The sequence below is a fragment of the Ruminococcus sporogenes genome (genome assembly GCF_054655175.1).
Window position 1 is genome coordinate 79,960 of record NZ_BAAHOA010000004.1, and the last position, 25,537, is coordinate 105,496.

The 25,537-nt window shown below is 41.1% G+C and carries 24 protein-coding genes; 11 read left to right on the top strand and 13 right to left on the bottom strand.

The genetic code is table 11. From position 1 onward, the window contains the following. Positions 1-9: 9 nt before the first annotated feature. Both ACYQ0N_RS13330 and ACYQ0N_RS13335 read left to right on the top strand, forming a co-directional pair. Positions 10-885, top strand: a complete 876-nt coding sequence (locus ACYQ0N_RS13330) for a DUF5131 family protein (RefSeq protein ID WP_177532021.1) — start codon at positions 10-12, stop codon at positions 883-885. Between the two features lie 24 nt (positions 886-909). After that, a complete protein-coding gene (locus ACYQ0N_RS13335) occupies positions 910-1,257 on the top strand; it encodes an arsenate reductase family protein (RefSeq protein WP_177532022.1) in 348 nt (115 codons plus the stop codon). Positions 1,258-1,332: 75 nt separating this feature from the next. On the opposite strand, the gene metG is transcribed toward ACYQ0N_RS13335, so the two are convergent. Both metG and ACYQ0N_RS13345 read right to left on the bottom strand, forming a co-directional pair. After that, on the bottom strand, positions 1,333-3,273 hold the full coding sequence (gene metG / locus ACYQ0N_RS13340) for a methionine--tRNA ligase (protein ID WP_177532023.1): 1,941 nt from the start codon (positions 3,271-3,273) through the stop codon (positions 1,333-1,335). Between the two features lie 136 nt (positions 3,274-3,409). Then, positions 3,410-4,357, bottom strand: a complete 948-nt coding sequence (locus ACYQ0N_RS13345; protein ID WP_460162977.1) for a glycoside hydrolase family 25 protein — start codon at positions 4,355-4,357, stop codon at positions 3,410-3,412. Between the two features lie 260 nt (positions 4,358-4,617). Here ACYQ0N_RS13345 and ACYQ0N_RS13350 point away from each other — a divergent pair, with 260 nt between their 5' ends. After that, positions 4,618-5,259 carry an orotate phosphoribosyltransferase gene (locus ACYQ0N_RS13350; protein WP_177532025.1) on the top strand — a complete coding sequence of 214 codons (642 nt, stop codon included), beginning with the start codon at positions 4,618-4,620 and terminating at the stop codon, positions 5,257-5,259. Between the two features lie 79 nt (positions 5,260-5,338). Further along, positions 5,339-5,755 carry a DUF3783 domain-containing protein gene (locus ACYQ0N_RS13355; protein ID WP_460162978.1) on the top strand — a complete coding sequence of 139 codons (417 nt, stop codon included), beginning with the start codon at positions 5,339-5,341 and terminating at the stop codon, positions 5,753-5,755. Positions 5,756-5,861: 106 nt separating this feature from the next. Here ACYQ0N_RS13355 and ACYQ0N_RS13360 read toward each other — a convergent pair whose 3' ends face one another. Beyond that, positions 5,862-7,475, bottom strand: coding sequence for a putative polysaccharide biosynthesis protein (locus ACYQ0N_RS13360; protein ID WP_460162979.1), 1,614 nt, complete (start codon positions 7,473-7,475; stop codon positions 5,862-5,864). Positions 7,476-7,643: 168 nt separating this feature from the next. Between ACYQ0N_RS13360 and ACYQ0N_RS13365 the strand changes: the two genes are divergently transcribed. The 5 genes from ACYQ0N_RS13365 to ACYQ0N_RS13385 all read left to right on the top strand — a co-directional run bounded on the left by ACYQ0N_RS13365 (position 7,644) and on the right by ACYQ0N_RS13385 (position 11,021). Then, positions 7,644-8,834, top strand: coding sequence for an aminotransferase-like domain-containing protein (locus tag ACYQ0N_RS13365; RefSeq protein WP_460162980.1), 1,191 nt, complete (start codon positions 7,644-7,646; stop codon positions 8,832-8,834). 88 nt (positions 8,835-8,922) lie between these two features. Beyond that, positions 8,923-9,462 carry a hypothetical protein gene (locus ACYQ0N_RS13370; protein WP_177532029.1) on the top strand — a complete coding sequence of 180 codons (540 nt, stop codon included), beginning with the start codon at positions 8,923-8,925 and terminating at the stop codon, positions 9,460-9,462. A gap of 129 nt (positions 9,463-9,591) precedes the next feature. Beyond that, positions 9,592-10,395 carry a nucleoside triphosphate pyrophosphohydrolase gene (gene mazG, locus ACYQ0N_RS13375; RefSeq protein ID WP_177532030.1) on the top strand — a complete coding sequence of 268 codons (804 nt, stop codon included), beginning with the start codon at positions 9,592-9,594 and terminating at the stop codon, positions 10,393-10,395. Positions 10,396-10,424: 29 nt separating this feature from the next. Further along, the gene (locus ACYQ0N_RS13380; RefSeq protein WP_177532031.1) at positions 10,425-10,700 is read left to right on the top strand and encodes an HU family DNA-binding protein; all 276 of its coding nucleotides are present in this window, start codon (positions 10,425-10,427) and stop codon (positions 10,698-10,700) included. A 78-nt stretch (positions 10,701-10,778) separates the two neighbouring features. Continuing rightward, positions 10,779-11,021 (top strand): RNA-binding S4 domain-containing protein, encoded by a 243-nt coding sequence (locus tag ACYQ0N_RS13385; protein WP_177532032.1) that lies wholly within the window; start codon positions 10,779-10,781, stop codon positions 11,019-11,021. Between the two features lie 47 nt (positions 11,022-11,068). Here the strand turns inward: ACYQ0N_RS13385 and ACYQ0N_RS13390 are convergent, their stop codons facing one another. The 8 genes from ACYQ0N_RS13390 to polA all read right to left on the bottom strand — a co-directional run bounded on the left by ACYQ0N_RS13390 (position 11,069) and on the right by polA (position 19,642). Beyond that, positions 11,069-11,827, bottom strand: a complete 759-nt coding sequence (locus tag ACYQ0N_RS13390; protein WP_177532033.1) for a hypothetical protein — start codon at positions 11,825-11,827, stop codon at positions 11,069-11,071. Positions 11,828-11,843: 16 nt separating this feature from the next. Further along, positions 11,844-12,698 (bottom strand): ATP-binding cassette domain-containing protein, encoded by an 855-nt coding sequence (locus ACYQ0N_RS13395; protein WP_460162981.1) that lies wholly within the window; start codon positions 12,696-12,698, stop codon positions 11,844-11,846. Continuing rightward, positions 12,699-13,058 (bottom strand): GntR family transcriptional regulator, encoded by a 360-nt coding sequence (locus ACYQ0N_RS13400; RefSeq protein WP_177532034.1) that lies wholly within the window; start codon positions 13,056-13,058, stop codon positions 12,699-12,701. It lies immediately after the preceding gene. A 152-nt stretch (positions 13,059-13,210) separates the two neighbouring features. Next, positions 13,211-15,001 (bottom strand): phosphoenolpyruvate carboxykinase (GTP), encoded by a 1,791-nt coding sequence (locus tag ACYQ0N_RS13405; RefSeq protein ID WP_177532035.1) that lies wholly within the window; start codon positions 14,999-15,001, stop codon positions 13,211-13,213. A 258-nt stretch (positions 15,002-15,259) separates the two neighbouring features. Then, positions 15,260-15,598 (bottom strand): hypothetical protein, encoded by a 339-nt coding sequence (locus ACYQ0N_RS13410; RefSeq protein WP_460162982.1) that lies wholly within the window; start codon positions 15,596-15,598, stop codon positions 15,260-15,262. A 37-nt stretch (positions 15,599-15,635) separates the two neighbouring features. Continuing rightward, on the bottom strand, positions 15,636-16,646 hold the full coding sequence (gene tsaD / locus ACYQ0N_RS13415; protein WP_177532037.1) for a tRNA (adenosine(37)-N6)-threonylcarbamoyltransferase complex transferase subunit TsaD: 1,011 nt from the start codon (positions 16,644-16,646) through the stop codon (positions 15,636-15,638). 1 nt (position 16,647) lies between these two features. Further along, a complete protein-coding gene (gene rimI / locus ACYQ0N_RS13420; RefSeq protein ID WP_177532038.1) occupies positions 16,648-17,109 on the bottom strand; it encodes a ribosomal protein S18-alanine N-acetyltransferase in 462 nt (153 codons plus the stop codon). Continuing rightward, a complete protein-coding gene (gene polA, locus ACYQ0N_RS13425; protein ID WP_177532039.1) occupies positions 17,093-19,642 on the bottom strand; it encodes a DNA polymerase I in 2,550 nt (849 codons plus the stop codon). Before polA ends, rimI begins: the two co-directional genes overlap by 17 nt. A gap of 225 nt (positions 19,643-19,867) precedes the next feature. Here polA and dusB point away from each other — a divergent pair, with 225 nt between their 5' ends. Continuing rightward, positions 19,868-20,860, top strand: coding sequence for a tRNA dihydrouridine synthase DusB (gene dusB, locus ACYQ0N_RS13430; RefSeq protein ID WP_460162983.1), 993 nt, complete (start codon positions 19,868-19,870; stop codon positions 20,858-20,860). Between the two features lie 44 nt (positions 20,861-20,904). Here dusB and ACYQ0N_RS13435 read toward each other — a convergent pair whose 3' ends face one another. Further along, positions 20,905-23,640 (bottom strand): EAL domain-containing protein, encoded by a 2,736-nt coding sequence (locus tag ACYQ0N_RS13435; protein ID WP_460162984.1) that lies wholly within the window; start codon positions 23,638-23,640, stop codon positions 20,905-20,907. A 290-nt stretch (positions 23,641-23,930) separates the two neighbouring features. Here ACYQ0N_RS13435 and ACYQ0N_RS13440 point away from each other — a divergent pair, with 290 nt between their 5' ends. Further along, positions 23,931-24,791: a GH25 family lysozyme gene (locus ACYQ0N_RS13440; RefSeq protein ID WP_460162985.1), complete on the top strand. Its 861-nt coding sequence runs from the start codon at positions 23,931-23,933 to the stop codon at positions 24,789-24,791. A 145-nt stretch (positions 24,792-24,936) separates the two neighbouring features. Here the strand turns inward: ACYQ0N_RS13440 and ACYQ0N_RS13445 are convergent, their stop codons facing one another. Then, positions 24,937-25,476 (bottom strand): methylated-DNA--[protein]-cysteine S-methyltransferase, encoded by a 540-nt coding sequence (locus tag ACYQ0N_RS13445; protein WP_460162986.1) that lies wholly within the window; start codon positions 25,474-25,476, stop codon positions 24,937-24,939. Between the last annotated feature and the right edge of the window lie 61 nt (positions 25,477-25,537).

A 25,537-nucleotide genomic window follows, 5' to 3' on the forward strand; every position in this document is an offset into this window, starting at 1 on the left:
GAGATTATTATGCACAACATATGGAATCCATGGCATGGTTGTAAAAAAATCAGCGAGGGCTGCGAAAATTGCTATATGTATTATCTGGATCGCATGCGCGATAAAGACGGCTCTTATATATACCAGACAGGCAGCTTTTATTATCCCCTGAAAAAGGACCGTAAGGGGAATTACAAAATAAAAAGCGGGGAAACTATCAGCGTATGCATGACGTCCGATTTTTTCCTTGAAGAAGCGGACCGTTGGCGTAATGAAGCTTGGGAGATAATGAAAATCCGCAGCGACGTCATATTTTATCTTCTGACAAAGCGTCCCCAGCGAGTAAAAAATTGTCTGCCGGAAAACTGGGGCGACGGCTGGGAAAATATATTCTTTAATGTGACCTGTGAAAACCAGAAACGCGCCGACGAAAGAATACCCATATTGCTCGAACTTCCCTTTAAGCACAAGGGAATTATGTGCGCTCCGTTTATAGGCGGCGTTTCAATCGCCGAATATCTGAAATCGGGCAAAATAGAACAGGTGTCCTGCGGCGGAGAAAATTATGACGGCGCAAGGCCATGCAATTATGAATGGGTAAAGAATCTGCGGCGCGAATGTGAAAATTATGACGTTACATTCGCTTTTATTGAAACCGGAACAAAATTTATCAAGGACAGAAAGCTTTACACTCTTCCCAATAAGCGTCTGCAATCCATTATGGCCTATAAATCCGGAGCCTCATTTATAGGAAAACCCATAAGTTTCAAGCTGACTGACGGCTTTGGAACAGTTATTCCGGGCGACTTGCTTTATAAGCCGTATTTTTCTGATAACTGTATAGAATGTGCAAGCCGTCCGATATGCAACGGCTGCAGTGGCTGCGGAAAATGCAAGAAAAAATAATTTATTCATACGGAGGTTGATATTATGCTGTTTATATGCTACCCTAAATGCACTACATGCCAAAAGGCAAGAAAATGGCTTGAAGCCAATGGAATATCTTATACGGAAAGAAACATCAAAGAACAGAATCCTACCGCGGAAGAACTTAAACAATGGCACAAAGCAAGCGGACTTCCGCTTAAAAGATTTTTCAACACCAGCGGTATTCTCTATAGGGATATGGGATTAAAGGATAAACTAAAGGATATGACAGAGGAAGAACAGATACGTCTTCTTTCGTCCGACGGTATGCTTGTTAAAAGACCGATTGCCGTAACAGACGAAACAGCGCTGGTAGGCTTTAGAGAAAGCGAATGGGAAAAACTATTATAAATTAAATATATCAAGGCATAAGAATCCCCTGCCGGATTGAACACATATAGTTCAATTCAGCAGGGGATTTTCTGTTTATCTTATTTTTGTTCCTGCCGGGACTTCCTCGTCAAGAAAAACTACTTTGACGCCGCCGTCAGGCATATCTGACGCGCAAATCATACCCATGCTTTCTTCTCCGCAAAGCTTTGCGGGCTTTAAATTAGCGACAAGTATTACTGTTTTGCCGATAAGCTCCTCCGGTTTATAATATTCGGCAATTCCTGAAACAACCTGTCTGCCTCCCATACCGTCGTCCAACTGCAGCTTAAGAAGCTTTTTAGACTTTTTGACCTTTTCGCAGGCTATCACCTTAGCAGCCCTCAGCTCCGTTTTAAAAAACTCGTCTATAGATATTTCCGGTGCAAGCTCAATCTTAGCATTTTTCTTTTCCGCCTCTGCCATCTGCGCCTCGATAAGCTTATTCAATTCCTCTATTTCCTTTTCGGTATCTATACGCGGAAACAGCGCCTCTCCCTTTTTAACGGTAACGTTTTGAGGAAGAACATTAAATACTCCTGCATTTTCATATGAAACGGCATTTATGTCAGCGCCGATCTGCTCCCAAACCTTTGGCATGGTCGCAGGCATAAACGGACTCAAAAGAGTTGAAATAATTCTGATTGATTCCAAAAGATTATAAAGAACCGATGAAAGTCTCGGTTTGTTAGATTCGTCCTTTGCAAGTACCCACGGCAGAGTCTCATCTATATATTTATTTGCGCGGGAAACCATTCTGAATATTTCAGATAAAGCATTCTGAAGCTGCGTCTTGTCCATGCATTCGTCCACTATCGAACGAAGCGAGCATGCCTGTTCAATAAGCTCGCTGTCAAATTCCCCTGATTGTCTTTCAGCAGGAAGAGTTCCGCCGAAATATTTGATAACCATTGCAACCGTTCTGGAAACCAGATTTCCAAGTCCGTTTGCAAGATCAGAATTTATACGGTTTATCATAATCTCGTTTGAAAAAGAGCTGTCTGCTCCGAGAGCCATTTCTCTTAATATATGATAACGGATAGCGTCGGCTCCGTAGCGTTCTCCAAGAATAAACGGATCAACGACATTTCCCAGCGATTTGCTCATTTTCTGACCGTTAAACGTAATCCAGCCGTGAACCGCTAAGTGCTTAGGCAAAGGCAGCTCAAGAGCCATCAGCATTGCGGGCCAGATAATAGCATGAAAACGCATAATATCCTTAGCAACCATATGAATATCGGCAGGCCAGAATTTTTCAAATTCATCATAGGATTCATTCTTATAGCCCAGCGCAGAAATATAATTTGAAAGAGCGTCTATCCAAACATAAACGACATGATTTTCATCAAACGTAACAGGTATTCCCCATTTAAAGCTTGTTCTTGAAACGCATAGATCCTCAAGACCAGGCTTAATAAAATTATTTACAAGCTCTAAGGCTCTTGTTTTTGGCTGAAGATAATCCGTTTCAGTAAGAAGCTTTTCGATTCTTTCGGCAAATGGAGACATTTTAAAGAAATAAGCCTCCTCCTTTGCCTCTATTACTTCTCTTCCGCAGTCGGGACATTTTCCGTCGGCAAGCTGAGAATCAGTCCAAAAGCTTTCGCAGGGAGTACAGTATTTTCCCGAATATTCTCCCTTATAAATATACCCCTTATCATAAAGCTCCTTAAAAATCTTCTGTACCGTTTTAATATGATATTTATCGGTAGTTCTGATATATCTGTCATAGCTTATATTCATATAGCTCCAGAGCTTTTTGAACGTTTTTACTATGTTATCTACATATTCCTTAGGAGTGATCCCCGCCTCGGCGGCTTTTTGTTCAATTTTCAGACCGTGCTCGTCCGTACCCGTAAGAAACATTACGTCAAAGCCCTGCATTCGTCTGTAACGGGCGATAGAATCGCAGGCAACCGTTGTATAGCAATGACCGATATGCGGATTTCCCGACGGATAATAAATCGGGGTAGTGATGTAAAAAGGTTTCTTAGACATAATAGTTCCTCCTGATTTTATATATTTTTTATTATACCGCAAATTACATAATTTGTCCAGTATTTCAGAAAGCAAAAAAATAAATGCGTCTTCCTTATCCGAAAGCCGCATAAAATCCATTAAGTATATTCCGCCGTTATTCCGCGTAATCCTTAAAGCTTATATTAAGATCAACATCGCCCTCTATTCCGGGAACTCTTCCCTCGCTTGTATACTGCCACATTGTAAAATCATAATAATATGTAGGCTCGGAATTATATTCGGCAAGCCAGAAATCATAATCAGTCAGCCTTTCAAGATCGAGCTTGAACATTGTCGTTTTCTTGTTCTGATAAATCATAGGCGTATATCCGGCGTCCCTGATCGCCTCGCAGAAGGCTACGCAGCAATCGGTAAGCACGTCCACCGGAACGTCGTCCGTTCTGGCCGTATCGTCGTATATTATTTCCCAGTCATAAACAACCGGATAATTAACGTCTAACCCATCAAGACTGTCAATAACAATCTGAGCCTCTTCAAGAGCTTCGTCAACCGTTACGGCCTGAGAAAAAAAATAAACTCCCGCGTCAAGTCCGGCAGCTCTTGCGCCGTCTATATTCTGCCTGTAATTATCGTCAAGCTGAGCTTCTCCCGTTCCGTATCCGCGGAAGCCAAGACGGATCATTGCAAAATCAATTCCCGCCCTCTTAACCTCATTCCAGTCTATATCGTCCTGATGTACTGAAACGTCCACGCCAAGATATGATTTTATCTGAGAATCCTCGACATAAAACATCCTTCCGTTTCTGGATTTAAGATTACTCTTTTCCCGGGAAAACGCCGGAACGTTTTCAAGCGCCGGTATCCATATTTCTCCGAATGTACTGTCGTCCATTAGCACCTTTTTTCCGCTCAGATCATAATAATTTTTACTTACCCTTTCCTTTATATCCTCATAATCAACGGGATTATCAGAATCAGGTACAGAAGCCGCCGTTTCCACAGCGTTTCTTTTTTCAGGGTATAATCTGATAACCGCTGCAAGCAAAACCGCTATTATTACAAATTCAGCGGCAATAACGATATTCTTTACAAGAGATTTCATAATGCCTCCTACTTCTGTCTTATTATAATCATAATAACATAAACCGCGTTAATTGTAAATGGTAAAAGTTATATAATTTCCCGTAGTTTATACAAAAAACCTTATCTCTTTGTAATCTTAAACGTTTAAATTATAACATATGTTAAATATATCTCTGAATATTTGTGAATATCTGTTAAATTCAAATCAAACCAATTGACATTTTATAGATAAGCTGATATAATGTTATTAAATTAAATGAATACAGGAGGCAAGTTAAAGTGGAAACAAGATTACATGAAATAATTTCAAATTCCAACAAAAAAATAAAAATCGGAGTAATACCCGGTCACTTTGCAACAAACCATTCGCATGTAAATTACTATATTGACATGACCGGTATAAAAACTCATCATAAAATCGCAAAGGAAACCGCCGCCGAGCTTGCTAAGGAATACATTTCAAGCACCTCGGTAGACACGATAATATGTCTGGAGGGAACCGAAATAATAGGCGCGTTCCTTGCGAGAGAGCTTGCCAAGGAAGGAAATTCTTCCCTCAACGGCGGCAATGATATCTGCGTAATAACACCTGAAACAAACGCAAACAATCAGCTTATTTTCCGCGACAACCTACTTAAGGATATTTACAACAAGAATATTCTGCTTCTGATTTCCTCAGTATCAACCGGTAAAACCATAAACAGGTCTGTGGAATGCCTGAAATATTATAACGGTCGTCTTGCCGGTATATCTGCGATATTCAGCGCGGTTGAGGATTATGAAGGCATCAGAATAAATTCTGTGTTTTCTCCTGACGATATACCGAGTTACGAATCTGTTTCATTCAATAAGTGTGAAATGTGCAGAAACGGACAGAAAATCGACGCTATTATCAACAGCAACGGTTATTCCAAAATCTGATTTATAATTACGCTTTTCCCGTGAGTTTCATAATTTATATGCTAACTTACGGGAAAAACTTTTATAGGAGAGAATATATATGAAATCAAGGATAAATCCAAGGATATCTATACACCCGAAAATAATTGGCTATTGTATCGAAGAACGCAAAAAAAGTATTCTTATGACCGCAGCTTTGGAGCTTGACACAGATATAACCTTTATCAACGGCAGCAGCGCAAACGAAAAGGTAGCATACGTCGCCGCTATAAACGGCTATTCCAAATCTGAAGAAACCGTTGAAAATCCTCCGGAATGCGAGGTACTGATAATGTCGGGCCTTAAAAGCTCCGTTATTGACAGACTGCTTAGAATATTAAGAAATGAAAACACTTCAATTGACCTGAAATGCACCGTTACTCCGTTTAATCAGGATTGGGAGCTTTACCGTCTAATTGAAGAGCTTAAAAGAGAGCATGAGTCGATGCACAAAATAAACGGCGGCAAAAACCTTTAAAAATATGACGCCGCTGACAATATTATCCGTCTATGTCTTACGGCAGCAAAATGTAATAAAGTTTCACTGAAAAATCTGAAAACTATTCAGCGGAAGCTTTTTTATTTTACCTAAGCTTACCTGCATTTCCGGTCAGCTTAGACAAAATCAGATAAACGACGCCTCCCGCAAATACCGCTATTGGAAGAGAAAGCTTATTGTCCAACGGCAGTACGTTATAAACCATGCGGGCGGATAACCCGCAAAAGCACCCTGAAATAAGCGAAGGCATGAACGTTGAAAACAATTTAATTTTTATTTTTGTATAATTGCAGTAGATAATAACAGATAATATAAATATGACCAGATAACAAAGCAATGTTGAAATTGCGGCGCCAGCTACGTTTATATGCGGCATTGGTATAAGGATCATATTTCCCGCAAGCTTGACCGCAACTCCCGCTATCATTAGCTTTACCGGAAGATCAGCTCTTCCTATGGCCTGAAACATGCTGAAAAGAGGAAACGAAAGCGAAAGGAATATTACTCCGATTCCCAAAAAACTCAGACTTTCGGCTGAAACCATACATTCGGCAGTCCTGCTGGGGTAAAGAAAAAACAGTATTTCATTTGAAAGCATGCTTATACCCAAGCCGGACGGAACGGCAAGGAAGGCGGTTGCTTTTAGCACGTTCTGCGACAGTCTTTCAGATTCCGCCTTATCTTCCTTAGCCCACGCCTGAGCAAGACTGGGAAGTATTCCCTTACCGAACATGTTGGTGACTGACGGAACAAGATTGAAAACCGTTACGGCAAGCCCTGTAAACGAGCCGTAAATAAATTCTGAAAGCTCTATATGGGAAATACCGCTTAATCCGAACTTATGATATAAATAATCCGGAGCCGCGTCCGCAGCCTTATCAAGACATCTGATTATTGTTGCAAGATCAATAAGCGAGGTCAGATTGGTAACGATTGAACCTAAAGCCACCGGTACCAATACCGCAAATAACGACCTTATTATTTTCCTGCCGCTTTCCTCGACGCCCTCCGAAATCAGAGGAGAATCCTTTTCAAGTCCTGTGCCTCTTATGTATAGAAAAGCGGTACCGGCAATTGTCGAAAGGCTTATTCCCAGAACAGCCGCGGCGGAAGCGGCCGCCGTTATATCCGTACCTTTTGGAAGATATTTTAAAACACTTTCGCTGTTATTCAAGACATACGAGCATAATGCAAGTCCGGCGGCAAGCCTTACCACAGCCTCAACTACCTGTGAAAGCGCGGTAGGATACATGTTCCGCATTCCCTCCCAGAAGCCGCGGTAAACAGCAGTAATACAACCGAAAAGCACAGACGGCGCAATCATCATAATTGACAGCCATGCTTTCGGACAAGCCGCAATTTTACCGGCAAACGGCACGGCAAGGGCTAGGATAAGCAGCGTTCCCAGCGCTCCGACGGCGCTGAACAGCAGCAGGGAAATCCGCCGTATCTTAGCGGCGTTTTTATAATTATGGAAGGCGCAGTTTTCAGCCGTTAGCTTTGCAACGGCAGTTGTCAGCCCGGTTGCCGTTACAGCGTAAACGGGCAGAAAAAGACCATAGGCACAGCTAAAATAGCTCATTCCCACACCGCCGAGCATATTTGTAAGCGGTATTTTAAACAGCGCGCCTATTGCTTTGGCAATAACGGCTGAAGCGATCAATATAACAGAGCCTTTAAGAAAACTTTGATTTTTCACCCTGCTCTCCTTTCATTTGTTGTTTTAATGCTTAATTTTGTTACTTTATCTTTGTTTAAATTGCATAATGATTTCAAAAATTATATGAAATTATATTGCTACCCGTAAGAATATGTGTTATAATTATATGCGGTTATATTTTTATATATGAAAGGCGTTGCATGTGAAATGAACTATAAATTTTCAGAAAAGGTTTCGGGACTCCAAGCGTCTGCCATAAGGGAGATATTAAAATTCACTTCCGACCCTGAGGTTATATCCTTTGCCGCCGGCAACCCGGCCCCCGAGGCGTTCCCGACGGAAGAAGTCGGACGCATATCGGCAGAAATACTCAAGGACGATCCGATACTGGCTTTACAATATAATATTTCAGAGGGTTATCCTCCTCTCAGAGAGCTTTTAAAGCAGAGAATGAAATCTCAGAACTGCTTCAGCGAAAACGACGATCTGATCGTTACATCCGGAGCGCAGCAGGCGATAGAGCTTGCAAGCAAGGTTCTTTGCAACGAGGGCGACACGCTCATAGCCGAATCGCCGAGCTTTATAGGCTCCCTTAACGCTTTCCGTTCGTTTAACGTAAACCTTATCGGAATCGAACAGGAAGAAGGCGGTATGAAGCTTGACGAGCTTGAGAGAGTAATGAAAAACGCGCCCGGTCAGAAGGTAATTTACGTTATCCCGAATTTTCAGAATCCGACCGGTTCTACTATGTCGTTTGAAAAGAGAAAAGGAATATACGAGCTTGCATGTAAATACAACGGCGTTATCATAGAGGATAATCCTTACGGAGACCTGCGGTTTGCCGGAGAAAGCGTCCCTTCAATAAAAAGTCTTGATAAAGAAGGAAGGGTTATTTATGTAGGAAGCTTTTCAAAAATTCTGGCTCCTGGACTTCGCGTAGGATATGCATGCGCTCCACAGGAAATATTCCAGAAGATGGTTGTCTGCAAGCAGGTGTCCGACGTTCACACAAGCATTTGGCCGCAGCTTGTATGCTTTAAATTCATGAAGGAATGTGATCTTGACGAGCATTTTAACAAGCTCAGGCTTATATATAAAAGAAAATGCGGGCTTATGCTTGAAAATATGGATAAATATTTTTCTTCAAAAATTTCCTATACCCGTCCGGACGGCGGATTGTTTATATGGGCGACTCTTCCAAAGGGAAGCGATATGATGCGCTTCTGCACAAAGGCGGTTAAGGATTATAAAATTGCAGTAGTCCCCGGAACTGCGTTCATGATAAACGAAAACGACAAAACCGATTCATTCCGGCTTAATTTTTCTACACCTTCCGACGATAAGATAACGGAGGGCATTAGAATACTCAGCGGAATGACTAAGGATATGCTTGATTAAATTTTCTGATATTAATATAAAAAAACGGCGCGCCGTCCGCCGGAAAAGACGGCGCCGCAATTATTATTGCGGTAAATAGGAGTTGAAAATGGCAAAAAAACGTTCAGTACTTGATAGATATACGACATCTCAAAAATATATAGTTTCAAGAGGAAAGGCGCTTACATTTCCGGCGGCGCCATTTAAGCAGGAAATCGGTCCGAATCAGGTATACGGGGCAGTAATCGATATTCCTATGTCGCCTACCGTTTTAGCGTCGCTTGTATGCTTTATTAACGGTTCGGCTAATATTTACTTTAATCTTGGGGGAGAATATATAAACTCTGCCGCCCGTTACAGAGGCGTAGCGCAGGCTTCGTTTGATTTTATAAGACTTGCCACCGATTGTCTCGACTGCTGCAAAAAAACAACTAAATTTGATATGCCGATAGCCGGTAAAAATTATGTTTATTTTCTTACCAAAAACGGAGTTTACACAACAGAAATCGTTCCCAACGCAATTGCAAAGGAAGACGAATCCAAAAGAAAAATATTCAATATGTATCAAAGAGTTATGTCACAGCTCAGAATTGCCCAGATGAAAGATCAGGCGGCAGGCGTCAGCAGCGGCAGCGTCAACGAAGGATAAAGCGATATTTAACAGAATTTTATAGAAAAAGGTATTATATTTCAATCTTTTTTACAAACTTATAAAAAACTATTGCTTTTTGTTTGATTTTAATGTAGTATATAAAATGCTGGGAACAGGGTGATTTTTATGGTTGAATATCAGCGCAAGGATCGTTATGATATTAATGATCTTCGCGATATTATGTCTATATTGCGCTCGCCTCAAGGCTGTCCGTGGGACAGAGAACAGATTCATAAATCTATCAGAAACGATTTTATAGAAGAGGTTTATGAGGCCATTGAAGCTATAGACCTGGAGGATACGGAGCTATTAAAAGAAGAACTCGGAGATGTTCTTCTTCAGATAATTTTTCATTGCAGAATAGAAGAGGAAAAAAGCTGCTTCGATTTTGACGACATCTGTGATGAACTCTGCAAAAAGCTTATTATAAGACATCCCCATGTTTTCGGAGATATAACCGTTTCAGATTCAGGAGAGGTTCTGAAAAATTGGGACAGTATTAAAAAAGAAACAAAAGGGCAGACAAGCTATACGGAAACCCTTACAAGCGTAGCAAAATCACTTCCGGCGCTGATGCGCGCGCAAAAGGTGGGTAAAAGAGCAATGCGGGCGGGAATGGATTTCAGCTGCGTTTCAGACGCTGTTGAGCGTGTAAAGTCTGAAACCGACGAGCTTGAGGAAGCTATAAGATCCGGGAAAAAAGACGATATTTATGAAGAGCTGGGAGATCTCTTATTTTCCTGCGTAAATACCGCAAGACACTTGAATATTGACGCCGAAGAGGCATTGACGCGCGCAACCGAAAAATTTATTGAAAGATTTGCAGAAACCGAAGATTTAGTAAGGCTGGACGGAGCCGATATGAAGGCTCTTAGCATAGATCAGCTTGACGTTTACTGGAATAAGGTTAAACGCCGGGCAGAGGACTAATAGTTCGAAAGAATTTTGGAGGTATAAAAATGACAAAGTCAGAATTAATCAATCAGATCGCAGAAAAAAGCGAGTTAACAAAAAAGGATGCGGAAAAGGCATTTTCAGCAGTTGTTTCAACAATAACTGACGCTCTTGTAAGCGGTGAAAAGGTTCAGATCGTTGGTTTCGGTACTTTTGAAGTACGTGACCGCAAAGAAAAGCTTTCAAAGAATCCTCAGACAGGCGAAACGATAACAGTTCCTGCAAAGAAGGCTCCGGCATTCAAGGCCGGCAAAGCCCTTAAGGACGCTGTTAATGCATAATTATCTTTGAAAAAATGAACGGCAGAGAGGACGTGCTCTGCCGTTTTTGCATTATTTTTATATGAAAGGAACGATTTTATGCGTCTTGACAAATATCTTAAAATTACCCGTCTGATAAAGAGAAGAACTATTGCCAACGAGGCATGTGACGCGGGTAAGGTCATTGTAAACGGTAAGCAGGCCAGAGCTTCATACGACGTAAAAGTCGGCGATATAATTGAAATAAACTTAGGCGCCAGAGCGCTGAAGGTTAAGGTTACAAACGTCAGCGAATATGCTACAAAGGAATCAGCCGCAGAAAATTACGAAGTTATCGCTTGAGGCCCGCAATCTATAAAAAAACGGACGCTTAATGCGCCCGTTTTTTATTATTTTCTGTCGTTAATCTGAACACGCCTTATAAACAAGTATGAAACTGCAAAAAGCACAGCCGCCAATCCTACAAATACCGAGGACATATACCAAACGCTTTCACCCATCCACAATAAAAGCTTTGAAACATTTTTAGTGATTGCAAAGTCGAAAACGGAATAATCTATTATCGGAAAAACTACGCATATCAACACATAAAAAGCAGCGGGAACTATAAATTTAAACACCTTTGAAAGACGGTAAATAACCGAAGCAAAAAGAAGTCCGCCTGCAAGAGCAGCAATGTTAAAGGTTATTTGCAGTATAAATTGTTTTAAGTAATCAAAAGCTTCAGGAGTAGGAGGCACGATTATATCCTTCGACCACATAAAAAGCTGTTCATAGCCGGAATCAAAGCTTATTTCTTCAGAAACATTATTCTGATAAAAATTGCCAAGCATACTAATAAGCGTATCTCCGGCAGAACCAATTACTGCAATAAGTGCGAATACTATAACAGTTGAGCAGAAATATGTTTTTCTGGAAATCCCGTTCTGTATCGACATCGAAAGATCCTCTCGGTAGTTTACAATTCCTAATATAAACATAAAAACTACTGTTGAAAAGTCCATACCCCCGAAGCTTCCGCCCTGAGAACCAGTTGCGGCTGTTATTATAACGACCGTATTAATAATGGCAAATATAATCGCCGCAAAAATTAGATAAGCCTTCAGCGCTCCGCTGAAAGAATATTTCGTCATGCTCTTAATCTTCATAATCCATTTCTCCTTATCATGAGTTTGTAAGCTGTACAAACAGCTTCTGCAGATCCATCGCAGTTATTTCAAGTCCGTCAGGCACCTCTGATTTATTGACCTCTCCTAAAATGTACGCGGTTTTCAATCCGCCGATTGAGTCAAAGCCTATAACCTCTCTGCCGTTAATAAAGCTATCTACCGCAGAGGCTGAGCCTGATATTGTAAAACCGCTTTCAAGCAGCGAATCCCTCGTCTGATTCTTTATAACCTCTCCGTTTTTTATTATAACCACATCCTCTATAACTGTTGATACCTCCTCTATAAGATGAGTCGATATAACGCAGCAGAACGGATTTTCCGAATATTTTTCTATAAGAAAACGATAAAAAAGATCGCGGTGATTAGCGTCCAGTCCTAAAACAGGCTCGTCTAAGAAAAGATACGGAACATTGACAGATAACGCTATTATTATCTTAAAAATTGAATTATAACCCGTTGAAAGCGACCGTGTATTCTTATTAACATTGAGATTGAAAGCCTTAGAAAGCTTATTTGCATAATCAAGGTCAAAGGCAGGATAAAATTCCTTAGTCCATTTAAAAATATTCTTTATCTTCATCTTAGGAGGATAAAGATTGCTTTCACTCATAATATATATTTTAGAAAGCGCTCTGTCGTCCTCCATAGAATTTATTCCGTCAACAGTAACGCTTCCGGAGTCTGTGAAAATACGATTTGATATGATTTTCAAAAGTGTTGATTTTCCGGCTCCGTTTCTTCCCAGCAGCCCATAAATCTTATTTTCCTCAAAAGTCAGATTCACATTATTCAACGCTCTTGTATTTTTGAAGTCCTTTGTAATGCCTTTGATTTCAATACAGTTCATCATTCATTCTCCTTTAAGCATATCTATAATTTCTTCTTTTTTTATTCCGAGCCTGACGGCCTCTGCAAGCATATTTTTTATATAATGCTCATAAAACGCGTCACGCCTTTTTTTAGTGAGCCTTTCCTTAGCTCCTTTTGAAACAAACATTCCTACACCCCTTTTTTTATATATAGTTCCGTTCTCAACAAGTATGCTGATTCCCTTTAACGCTGTAGCAGGATTTATCTTATATCTCACTGAGAAATCCGTTATCGACGGTATACGGCTTTCCTCAGGAAAAGCTCCGGTCACAATAGCGTCTTCGATTCCGTCGGCAATTTGGACAAAAATCGGTTTTTCTGTTTCAAAATCCACCTGCACCTTTCCGCCTCCTTTTCACTATGGTTAATTAGTAGACTAACTAACTACAAGTGTATAATACCATATAATTCAGCGTTTGTCAATACCCATTTTCAAAATTTTCATAAAAAAAGAACGGTTTAAAACCGTTCTTCTTTATAATAATTATAAAATTATTTTTCGAGTCTTTCTTCAAGCTTATCAAGCTCTTTGCTGAGTTCTTCAGGAAGCTTATCGCCGAACTGTTTATAGAATTCACGCATATCAGCAACGTCCTTCTTCCAAAGCTCCTTATCAACGGCAAGAAGCTTATCCATAACTTCAGGCGTAACCTCGTCCTCTATACCCTTGACATTAATATCGCCCTTCTTAGGAAGATATCCGATAGCTGTTTCATCAGCGTCGATAGTTCCCTCACATCTCTTGATGATCCAGTCAAGAACTCTCATATTATCGCCGAAGCCCGGCCAGATAAAGTTGCCGTTTTCGTCCTGCTTAAACCAGTTTACATTGAATATCTTAGGAGCCTTATCGCCGAGCTTTTCGCCCATTTCAAGCCAATGTGCCCAATAATCGCCCATGTGATAACCGCAGAACGGCTTCATTGCCATAGGATCATGTCTTAAAACGCCTACCTCGCCGGTTGCGGCAGCAGTCGTTTCTGATGAAACCGCCGAGCCAATATAGGTACCGTGCTTCCAGTCAAACGACTGATATACCAGCGGAGTAGTAGCCGCACGTCTGCCGCCGAAAATAATTGCAGAAATCGGAACGCCCTTAGGATTATCAAATTCAGGTGAAATACAAGGACAGTTCTTAGCCGGCGCTGTGAATCTTGAGTTAGGATGAGCAAGCTTATTGCCTTCAGCAGAATATTCCTTACCGTTTACCTTAGCGCCCTTCCATTCTGTCGCGTTTTCCGGCGGATTCTTGTCAAGACCTTCCCACCAAACCGTCATATCGTCATTATTTATAGCAACGTTTGTAAAAATTGTATCCTTCATTGTTGAAGCAAGCGCATTATAATTTGATTTTTCGTTTGTTCCCGGAGCAACGCCGAAGAATCCGTTTTCAGGGTTAATTGCGTAAAGCCTGCCGTCGTCGCCCTGCTTCATCCAAGCAATATCGTCGCCGACTGTGAATATTTCGTATCCGTCCTTCTTATATCCCTCCGGCGGAATAAGCATAGCAAGATTTGTCTTACCGCATGCAGACGGAAAAGCGGCCGTAATATATTTAACCTCGCCGTCGGGCTTTTTAAGACCGAGAATAAGCATGTGTTCAGCCATCCAGCCCTCGTTCTTGCCCTGATATGAAGCTATTCTGAGAGCAAAACACTTTTTACCAAGAAGAACATTGCCGCCGTAAGCCGAATTGATGGACCAGATAGTATTATCCTCAGGGAAATGAACAATATATCTGTTTTCAGGATCAACCTGAGCCTTTGAATGAAGACCTCTTACAAAATCGTTAGAAGCGTCTCCCAGGTTATCAAAAGCCTGCTTACCCATTCTGGTCATTATATTCATATTCAGAACAACATAAATAGAATCTGTTACTTCTACGCCTACTTTAGCAAGAGGAGAACCGATAGGACCCATTGAATAAGGGATTACATACATTGTTCTTCCCTTCATAACGCCGTCGTACATAGGTCTGAGCTTTGCATACATTTCCTCAGGATCGCACCAGTTATTTGTCGGCCCTGCGTCTTCTTTATTTTTGCAGCAGATAAAGGTTCTGTCCTCAACTCTGGCTACGTCGTTGGGAAGAGTTCTGTGATAAAGACATCCCGGAAGCTTTTCCTGGTTGAGCTCCTGCATTTCGCCTGTTGAAAGCGCTTCCTTCTTAAGAGCTTCTATCTGCTCCTTGCTGCCGTCAATCCATACTACCTTGTCAGGCTTTGTGAGGGCTGTCATTTCCTCAACCCATTTTAAGACATTGGGGTTATTTGTCAGTGACATGGTTATATCCTCCTTAATATTTCTGCACAAAAATACTGTGCGATTATTTTTGAATCCTGAAACCTTTAATTCCAAAATTCCCTTCATTTTTATATTATAATATTTTTTTTATTGGATGTCAATAGAATTTAACCTGAATTGTGAAATTAATAACAAGTTTCATTGTTTTTTCACAATGGACAATTGTGTTTCCAACAAAAACTTTTTTTATTCGGCAAAACAAGCGCAGACTAAAAAGTCTGCGTTTTTGTTTATATTTTATTTATCTGCATAGTCCGCAAAATAATATTCGCTGCGTATTTCCAAACGTTCGCCGCCGCTGTCATTTTTTAAAGAAGGCGCTTCTGTATCATAATAAGATCCGTCATAAATAGATATTATATATTTATCAAATTCATTAAGCGTCATTGAAGTATAAAATTCAACGATATCCCCTCCGACTACAGGTTTTTCCGGTATAGCGTAGGAAGTTCCGTATACTTCATTGAATTTTTCAAGCCGCTGTTCATATATTTCAATGTCATCATAGGATTGGTTTTCAAAGGTGTTGAATGAAGAAACCAAAACCGCGGCTGTAAGAAATAAAATATCAATCATATAATATCCCCCTATTCCAACATGCTTCGCCGTTCCCTTAAATATCATCAATCGAAAGAGTTGCGCAGGCATTAAGACTCTCGTCAGCCCTTTGACCTGCAAGGAAATTATAATACCCCTGACACGCTATCATTGCTCCGTTATCTCCGCAAAGCTCCTTGGGCGGAAGATAAAGCTTAATTCCGCATTCTCCGCATACTCTTTTAAAGGTCGACCGAACGCCGCTGTTGGCTGATACTCCGCCTGCAACGGCTATTTTATTATACCCCAGCGTTTTAGCCGCTGCAATTGTCTTTTCACAGAGTATATCAGAAATAGTATGCTGCAAGGCTGCACTCAGGTCATTTTTATTAATTTCCTTACCCTTCTGCTCGGCGTTATGCAGAAGATTTATAACGGCGGTCTTTAATCCGGAAAAACTGAAATCATACTCGCAGCCTGTTACCCTCGGACGAGGCAATACATAGGCTGATTTGTCGCCAAGCTGCGCCGCTCTGTCAATATGTATACCTCCCGGATACGGAAAACCCATTGCCCTTGCGCACTTATCAAAGCATTCTCCGGCAGCGTCGTCTCTTGTGCGTCCGATTATTCTGAATTTTGTATAATCAATTACCTCAACTATATGAGAATGTCCTCCGCTTGCAACCAGACAGATATACGGCGGCTTCAACTCGCTATGCGCAATATAATTCGCAGCAATGTGCCCTGAAATATGATGCACAGGCACAAGCGGTTTTTCTGAGGCAAGCGAAAGACCTTTTGCAAAATTGACTCCGACAAGCAATGCTCCTATAAGTCCCGGCGCATACGTGACAGCCACAGCGTCCATATCGTCAAGAGTTTTATCCGAATCTCTCAACGCCTTTTCAACCACGCCGAGTATATTTTCACAATGACGGCGAGACGCTATTTCCGGTACAACGCCGCCGTATTTTTTATGCTCCTCAATTTGCGTTGAAATTACCGAGGACAATATATTTGTACCATTTTCAGAAACAGCCGCAGCCGTTTCATCACACGAGCTTTCAATTCCAAGTATCAGCATTCTAATCACCAGCCAAATCTATTTTTTTCATCATCAATACAGCGTTTTCAACAGGATGTCTATAATAATTTCTGCGCATTCCGTTCTGTTCAAAACCATATTTTTTATATAAGTTTATAGCCTCGGCATTGCTTTCACGAACCTCCAGATAAACAGTACCAACATTCTTATCAGAAAGAATATGCAGAAATTCGCTTATCAGCGCTCCGCCCGCGCCCATTCCTCGATACTCCTCCATGACTGCTATATTTAGAAGCTCCGCCTCGTCGAGAACTGCGGTACCATTTAAAAAGCCTATAACTCTGCCAGCGGATACCGCCGACAGAATTATTGAGTATTTATTTTCAAACGCCTCCAAAAAGGCTTTTTCTGACCATCCGTCAGCTATACATTGCTTCTCTATCTCCGCAATATCCTTTAATTGAGCTATTACGGCTTCCTCTATATCAACCCTTGGCGTCATACCAGCTTCCGCCCCTGTTCACATCTGCTATCAGCGGAACTTTAAGCTCGCATGCATGAGTCATTTCCTCGGAAAGAATTTCCGCAGCCCTGTCGGCGTCATTCTCAGAACACTCGACGATCAGCTCGTCGTGCACCTGAAGTATAAGCCTTGCCTCCGGTATCTCCTTTTTCAGCCGCCCGTATACCCTGACCATAGCAATTTTTATTATATCCGCCGCGCTTCCCTGTATCGGCGTATTCATAGCAATACGCTTTCCTGCCGCCTGCATATTCTTATTTGAAGCCGAAAGCTCGGGAACATATCTCTTTCTTCCGAACATAGTTGTGACATATCCGTCTTTTTTAGCTTTTTCGACCGTTTCATTCATAAATTTCTCAACGTTTGGGAATTTATGCAGATAATCATTAATATATTTTTTTGCCTCATAAACGCTGACATTAATATCCTTTGAAAGTGAAAATGCGCCTATTCCGTAAATTATTCCAAAATTTACAGCCTTAGCCGCGCTTCTCATTTCCGGAGTAATCATTTCCTCCGGAAGACCGAAAACCCTTGCGGCAGTTGAAGTATGAATATCCGCCCCGTCTGCGAAGCCGCTGATCATCGCTTCATCGGCGCAAATATGAGCGACAAGCCTAAGCTCTATCTGACTATAATCGGCGTCAAGGAGCGTCCTGCCGTCCTGAGCTACAAAAAACTTTCTCATTTCCCGTCCCAGTTCCGTTCTGACGGGTATATTCTGAAGATTAGGCTCTGTTGACGATATTCTTCCGGTTCTGGTTTCCGTCTGCCTGAACGACGTGTGTATTCTGCCGTCCTGAGCTACAGTTTTAAGCAGACCTTCAACATAAGTGGAATTGAGCTTTGTGAGCTGACGATAACGAAGAATAAGATCTATCACAGGATAACTGTCCCTTAGCTCCTCAAGGATTTCCGCGCCTGTAGAATAACCCGTCTTGGTTTTCTTTTTCAGAGGGACTCCCATTTCATGGAGGATTTCACCAAGCTGTTTAGGAGAAGAAATGTTGAATTCCTTTCCGCACATGAAGTAAATCTGCGATTCCAGACCGCCTATTTCATCGACAAGACTGTCTCCGAATTTCCTTACGCCGCCGACGTCTATACCTACTCCGTAATGCTCCATTGAAGCCAAAACCTCCGTCAAGGGCTGTTCAATTTTAAACATGAGCCTGCTCATACCCTGAATTTCAATTTCCTTTTTCAATGCCTCGCAAAGCTCTGAAAGACTGACGGCGTCCGCCGTTTCTCCAGCCGACCTATAATACGGCGAATCGTATCTGAAGCAAAGCTTTTCTATATTATATTCAGACGTTGACGGATCAAGCAGATATGCGGCGATCTCTGCGTCAAAGACCATATTTGCAAGCTCAGTATCGTTTGCAAAGCACAGCCTGTACTGCGGCTTTGCGCCGAAAGTATACTTTTCCGCACTGCACGAAAGTAATTTTGTTATATATTCTTTATTTTCCGTAAAATATATTATAAAATTCTCATCGTCTAAACGTTGCGCCGATTTAAAAGCTTTTCCGTCAAACAGATAGCATATAGAATTCATTTTAAGAAATCCCCCGAGGATTTCTTCATCAATATCCTTTAGCTGTGTTTTTACATCAACCGCCCTGACTGTTTTTTCGGACGCTCTTTTTTCCGAAGGCTCAATCCCAAGCTTCTGCATAAGCTTTGCCATTTCAAGCTCTGTCAGAAGATCGCTTAGCTTTTCGTCATTCCTTTCGGAAATCTTATAATTTTCTATATCATAGTCGACCGGAACGTCAAGACATATCGTAGCGAGCCATTTACTTCGTATAGCGTCCTCTCTGCCGTTTATCAGCTTATTGTAAACGCCCTTTGAAAGCTCCGCCCCGTCTATATTCTCATATAAGCTCTCAATGGTTTTCCATTTTTTAATAAGCGCTCCCGCAGTTTTCTGCCCCACTCCCGCTACTCCCGGAATATTGTCCGAGCTGTCTCCCATTAAGGATTTAAGATCAATAAGGTATATAGGCTCGAAACCGTATTCTTCAATGAACCTTTCAGGAGTATATACAATAGTTTCTTTAGTTGTAGCAAGTCTTACCGTTACCCTATCGTTTACAAGCTGAAGGCTGTCGCGGTCACCTGTAAGAATACAGCATTCGCCGCCGCTGTCTGAACAGACCTTAGAAAGAGTACCGAGAATATCGTCGGCTTCGTATCCCTCGCATTCAACAATTCTGATCCCCATATATGTCAGCAGCTCCTTGACTATAGGCAGCTGCTGCGCCAGTTCCTCCGGCATTCCCTTGCGATTAGCCTTGTAGGTATTCACCGCCTTATGCCTGAAAGTCGGAGCCTTAAGATCAAATGCAACAGCAACTCGATCCGGCTTTACCTCCTCAAAATTTTTGAAATATATATTCATAAAGCCTAAAACAGCATTTGTATAAACTCCGTTTTTGTTTGTAAGCAGTCTGATACCGTAATAAGCACGGTTTAATATGCTGTTTCCGTCAATCGCAAGTAACTTCATTTAGCTTCTCCGTCCGCCGCCTTTACGGTATACGGCCCACCGTATTTATATTCATTATTATTATAACAGATTTTTATGCAAAACTCTATCCCTTTTCGAAAATTTATATACTGAGTATTATAATTGTCTCTTTTATCCGTCAAAAAAAATATTTACACCGCTGCCTCTACCATTTTTCGGGGATTTATGTTAAAATATAATAAGTAAAATCAACGAGGTATTCAAATGAATTATATAAAAATAGGAAACGTTAAAATTAAAAGAACCGCGGCTCTTGCTCCGATGGCTTCCGTTGCCGACGGACCCTATCGTATGCTTTGCCGTGAATACGGCGCCTGCTATACTGTAAGCGAGCTTATTTCCGCTAAAGGTCTCTGCTATAACGACCGAAAAACATCAGAGCTTTGCACAGTTACCGATAATGAACGCCCGATGGCATTGCAGCTTTTTGGAAGCGAGCCGGAATTTATAGAAAGAGCGGTCCGCATCTGCATGGGCTACAAGCCGGATATTCTTGATCTGAATATGGGATGTCCTGTTCCAAAGGTTGTGAACAATAATTCCGGAAGCGCTCTTATGAAAAATATAGAATTGGCGGCGGATTTAGTCAGGGCTGCAAAAAGAGCGTCTGATGTTCCCGTAACAGTTAAATTCCGCAAGGGCTGGAACGCAGATTCAGTCAATGCCGTTGAATTTGCAAAGGCAATGGAAGAAGCCGGTGCGGACGCTCTGACAATACATGGCAGAACAAAGGATCAAATGTATTCCGGAAAAGCGGATTGGAACATCATTCGTTCAGTTAAAGAAAGCGTTTCAATACCCGTCATTGGAAACGGCGATGTAACTACGCTCAGAGAATGCCTTGACATGTATGAGCGAACGGGCTGCGATCTCGTTATGATTGGCAGAGCGTCATACGGAAATCCTTTTGTTTTTGATGAAATAAACAGTTGGTTTGAGAATAAACCATACGATCCTCCGACGACTCAAGACCGCATGAACGTCATGCTTTACCATATAAGACTGATTCTCTCTCAGAAGGGCCGCGGCAATGAAAAACAGGCTATGAAGGAGGCAAGAAAGCATGCTTCATGGTATATGAAGGGGCTTTACGGAGCGGCGTCGTTCAGAGCAAAATGCTATAGTCTTGAAAGCTATGACGACGCTTTAAGGCTGACGGAAGAATTTCTCAGGCTTCAAAGTAATATTGAGCAATAAAAACGACAAAAATAACGCACAGCGAAAATAGCTGCGCGTTATTTTTAATAATTGATTTTTGAAATAATATTATTTCCATATTTTTCAACTGTTCCAAGGGGAGAACCGATGTCTATTATATTTTCTCCGTTTAATTTTATGCTTATATTATTATTATTGAGTGTAACTGCGCCGCTACCCTCGCAATCGCCTATTCCTATTGCGTTGACTCCTCCGGCGGTTAGGATAATATTTGATTTTTCAGCCCTCGTTTTCATATTTCCGCCGTTCGTTCCGATACAAAAAGCATATTTTGCCCCGAAATTTATATCGACCTCTCCGGCAGTTATGTCTATATTTCCCGTTCCGCTTTCCAACACGCCTATTCCCAAAACGCTGCTTCCGGAGCCTATTATTTTAACGTTTCCCTTAGAAGCTATAACGGCAGAGTCTTTTAAACTGCCCACTGAAACGTTTATTATACTTGAATTTTCAATTTCCAAGCGGCACTTCTCGCCGATATTTATAATCGCGTTTCCTTCCGCGTTGCCCACGGATATGCAAGACTTGCCCGTATTAAGTATTTTAATATTTCCTGAAACCAGATTTATTACGCTGCCCGAATCATTCCGTCCGCCGCCGACGGCTACCGTATTTATTCCGTTTACAGTTATTGAAAGCGTACCCGACATATCTACGGATATATTCCCGTAAGAATCGTTCACGCTTCCGCCGATCCCATAGGGAGCGTCCTCGTCGGCATTTATGCTTACACTTCCATCACCGATAATTGTAAGCGAAGACGATGCGGGAACATATATACCCACACAGTTAAATGTATTTTCACCCTCTGCGATGAGAGTAAGATTAGTATTCTCGCCCAGCGAAATTCCGGGCTTGCCGTGTTTTCTGCTGATGAAAACGTCCTTGATAGTCATAACGCAATCTATTCCGCTGTCGATAAATATACCGGTATCAAACACATTACCGGAAATTCCGCATACCTTAACGTTGCTTCTTCTCACAAGTATCTCATTATAAACATTGGAATCGACACTTTCCAGTTCAAGAACGCCAAGATCCTCCGAAATGCATAAAGGCTGAGACAAATTGTTTCTGAATGAATTTACATGCAAAATCTCGTCCCTGACCTCCCTTGAAATTTCATAAAGTATAAACGGCTTAGGACGGGAGGTGTAATAACCCTGTATTAAATTAACGCCGAGATTTATAACGGTTGAAAGCTCTGCGGACGTTTCGATGCCCTCCGCTAAGGTCATGATTCCGTTATTTTCGGCAAAATTAACTACAGAACCTACCAGTTGCCGTTTTTTAGGATCAGTATCAATATTCATGATAAGCGAACGGTCTATTTTTATAAATTCCGGTTCGCATCTTATTAGATTTGCAGTATTGGAAAAGCCTGTTCCGTAATCGTCAAAGGCAAGCTGAAAGCCTGACAAATTCTTCCTTTTATTAAGCTTTTCGAGAAATTCCTCTGAAATATCAGCCTGCTCCGTTATTTCTATAACAGTCTTGCCGATGAGATCTCCATATAGCCTGTATAGCTCCCCAAAATCCTCGTCATTAAGAAGATGGTCAGGTATACTGTTTATAAATAGTTTCTTATCCTTAAACATTTCAATGTTATCTCTTAATATTTTCATCACATTGAAGAATGTTTTCTTTTCAATATCATAAAGTCGCTTCTGTTTCCTTGCGATTTCCAGCATCTGAACCGGATTCAGATATTTATTTCCGGTTGTTCTCATAAGAGCCTCGTAGCCGAATACGACTCCGGTCTTAGCGTCTACTATAGGCTGCATGTGATATTCAAACAAATTATCGTCTATTATCTTACAGAATATCTGAGCGTCAGTATAATATTCCTTTTCCTTTTCATATGTATGGCGTTCAAATTTCTTTATCATACCGGTGGTGTTTTCATGTATCTCAAAAAGCGCGAAACCGGAATAATTTACAAGAATATTAAAATCCTCCGAATCGTCAGGATAGACGCCATAGCCGCAGTTAAGCGTTAAATGAGCGTCGCTGCCCGGTATAAGCGCTTCTCCGAAATCATCTGTTACCGTCATTTCGTGAACCGCCTCGCCTATTTGCCTCATAATCTCCAGCGATTCCTTTTCAGTTTTATTCTTGAAAAAAACAAGAAATTCGTGATAAGGAGTAGAACCGATTATAATATCGTCAGATTTAAAATGATAAATCGTACGCGCAGCGCATAGAATACACTTTTTGCTGTTATCCAATCCTAAAATATTGTTTAACTGATTAATGCCGTTTATATGAAAGGTAGCCAGACAGCCCGATTTAATGTTTCTTGTTTCTGAAAGTATCCTTAGCTCCTCAAGAAACGCTTCCCTATTATTAAGCTTTGTAACGGTGTCAAGTATGCTGAAGGATTCCGAAAAATATATTTCCTGCATCGTTGCGGTCATATCCTTTATAAAGCCCAGCCATCTGCCGTCCTTTTCAATCATACAAAGCTTCACCCAAAAGCATTCCGATCCCTTGCGATAATTATAAACATGCCTTTTGTTATAAACAGGTTCAACGGTAATAGAGCGGAGAAGATCAAAAAAATCCTTTTCAGACATAGAGCCGTCCGGTTTAGATTTTTCCAGCCTTAATATCCGGTAAGTATTATCGTCCAGATAAGCCGTTCTCTTTTCGGATATATATTTAAACGCTCCCGTATCCGGAAAAACGCTTTCAAAAATCTGCCATTCCTCGCTTATTATGCTATAATTTTCAGGTCTTGAAAACTCAAAAATCCCCATTCACTTTACCTCATTTTTTATTATATTCAAATTATAACCAATATTTTTGTTTGTGTCAATAATTATAGGTAAATACTATAATCATTTTTAAAATTCATGTAATAATTTCAATAAAATATGTAAATTGTATAAACGCTTAAATCACACATTACTTTATAAAGCCATATCATAATATTGGATAACTATCAGTTTAGTTAATCCTATATACTAATATAACGTCTAATCGCCGCAATACACTTTTTACTGTGCTAAAAATTAAGCAAATTGTTTTGCGGCAAATGGAGGAAAATATGCTGAAAAAGAAATTATTAGCAGCCGCTTCCGCGTTTCTTATGCTATTTACCGGAAGCTTTTCCGTATACGCTCTGCGTCCGGACTCTGAACGAGTACACGACGGCATTGATATAAGCGAATATCAGGGCGACGTTAATTTTGACGAGCTTAAGAACTGCGACATTAAAACCGTTTATATAAGAGCGGCTGCCGGAGATTATACTGATTCAGAATTTGAAAATAACAGTCGAAAGGCAAAAGAAGCGGGAATAAAATTCGGTTATTATTTTTACGTTACAGCACGAAACGCCGAAGAAGCCCGCCGACAGGCCGAACGCTTTGCGGATCTGATCAGGAATAAGGACTATAGCTGCCGCCCTGCAATGGACTTTGAAGAATTTTCAGGTCTTTCGCGAAGAGAGATAAATGAAATCGGAACTGCCTTTATGGAAAGACTTCACGAACTTATTTATACAAAACCGATGATATATACGGACGCCTTTGCGGCCGACAGCATCTGGGACGAAAATTTTGCCGAATATCCTTTATGGGCGGCGGATTACGGCGCATACGAGCCTGATATAACTCGAGTTTTCACCAACGGCTGGAGCGGTTTCCAGTTTACTGACGACGGAAGAGTATGCGGAGTAGACGATGCGGTGGACAGGGATAGATTTACTGATACCGTTTATATAACTGACGATGAAAATGAAAACCGTCCTGACGAGAACTTTATCTATTACAGGGTAAAGGCAGGCGATACCCTCTATGATATTGCAAGAAGATTCGATACAACAGTTGAAGAAATAGCAAGGGAAAACAGAATAACTAATGTCAATCTTATTTTTGTCGGCGAAGTTTTAAGAATCAAAAGATAACTATAATGAAAATCTGTAAAATTTAAAATAAAAATAAATGCGCAGAACGGTCAGATAACTGATCCTGCGCATTTTTTCAGCCTTAAATCGAAATTATAAGAACGTAAAGCTTTCTGTGTGAAAGCGGTAATTATACAAGCGTTTATTATAATGCCGTACCCTTCTTAGGTATAAACAAACCCGTCATATCCGCACCCTCTAATGCAAGCAGCTTTTGTTTTATTTCCACGCCGCCGGCATAGCCGGTCAGGCTGCCGGTTGAACCGACTACACGATGACATGGTATTATAATAGAAACAGGATTGCGCCCTACCGCTCCTCCAACAGCTTGTGCGGACATTTTTGAAAATCCGTTATTTTGAACGAGCTTTTTAGCTATTTCGCCATAAGTAATAGTCCTGCCATAGGGAATCTCGCAAAGAATCTGCCAGACCGCTTTACGGAACGGACTGCCATCCGGCGCGGTATTCAATTCCATTACCGACGGTCTTTCGCCAGCAAAATACCTGTCAAGCCATCGCCTTGCCTGAGCTAAAACGGCTGAATCGCCGACTTCCTTTATTTCCTCACGAACGGTTCCGAGATAATATTTCTGCCCTTCTATCCAAAGACCAACCAAAGCATCGTCCTTTTCAGCAAGTAAAAGCTTTCCGATCGGCGAAGAATAATGTGTTGTGTAAATCATACCTTATTCCTTAGACCTCAATTTTAACTTATGAAAAAGCGCTTAGTAACGCTGTTTCAGT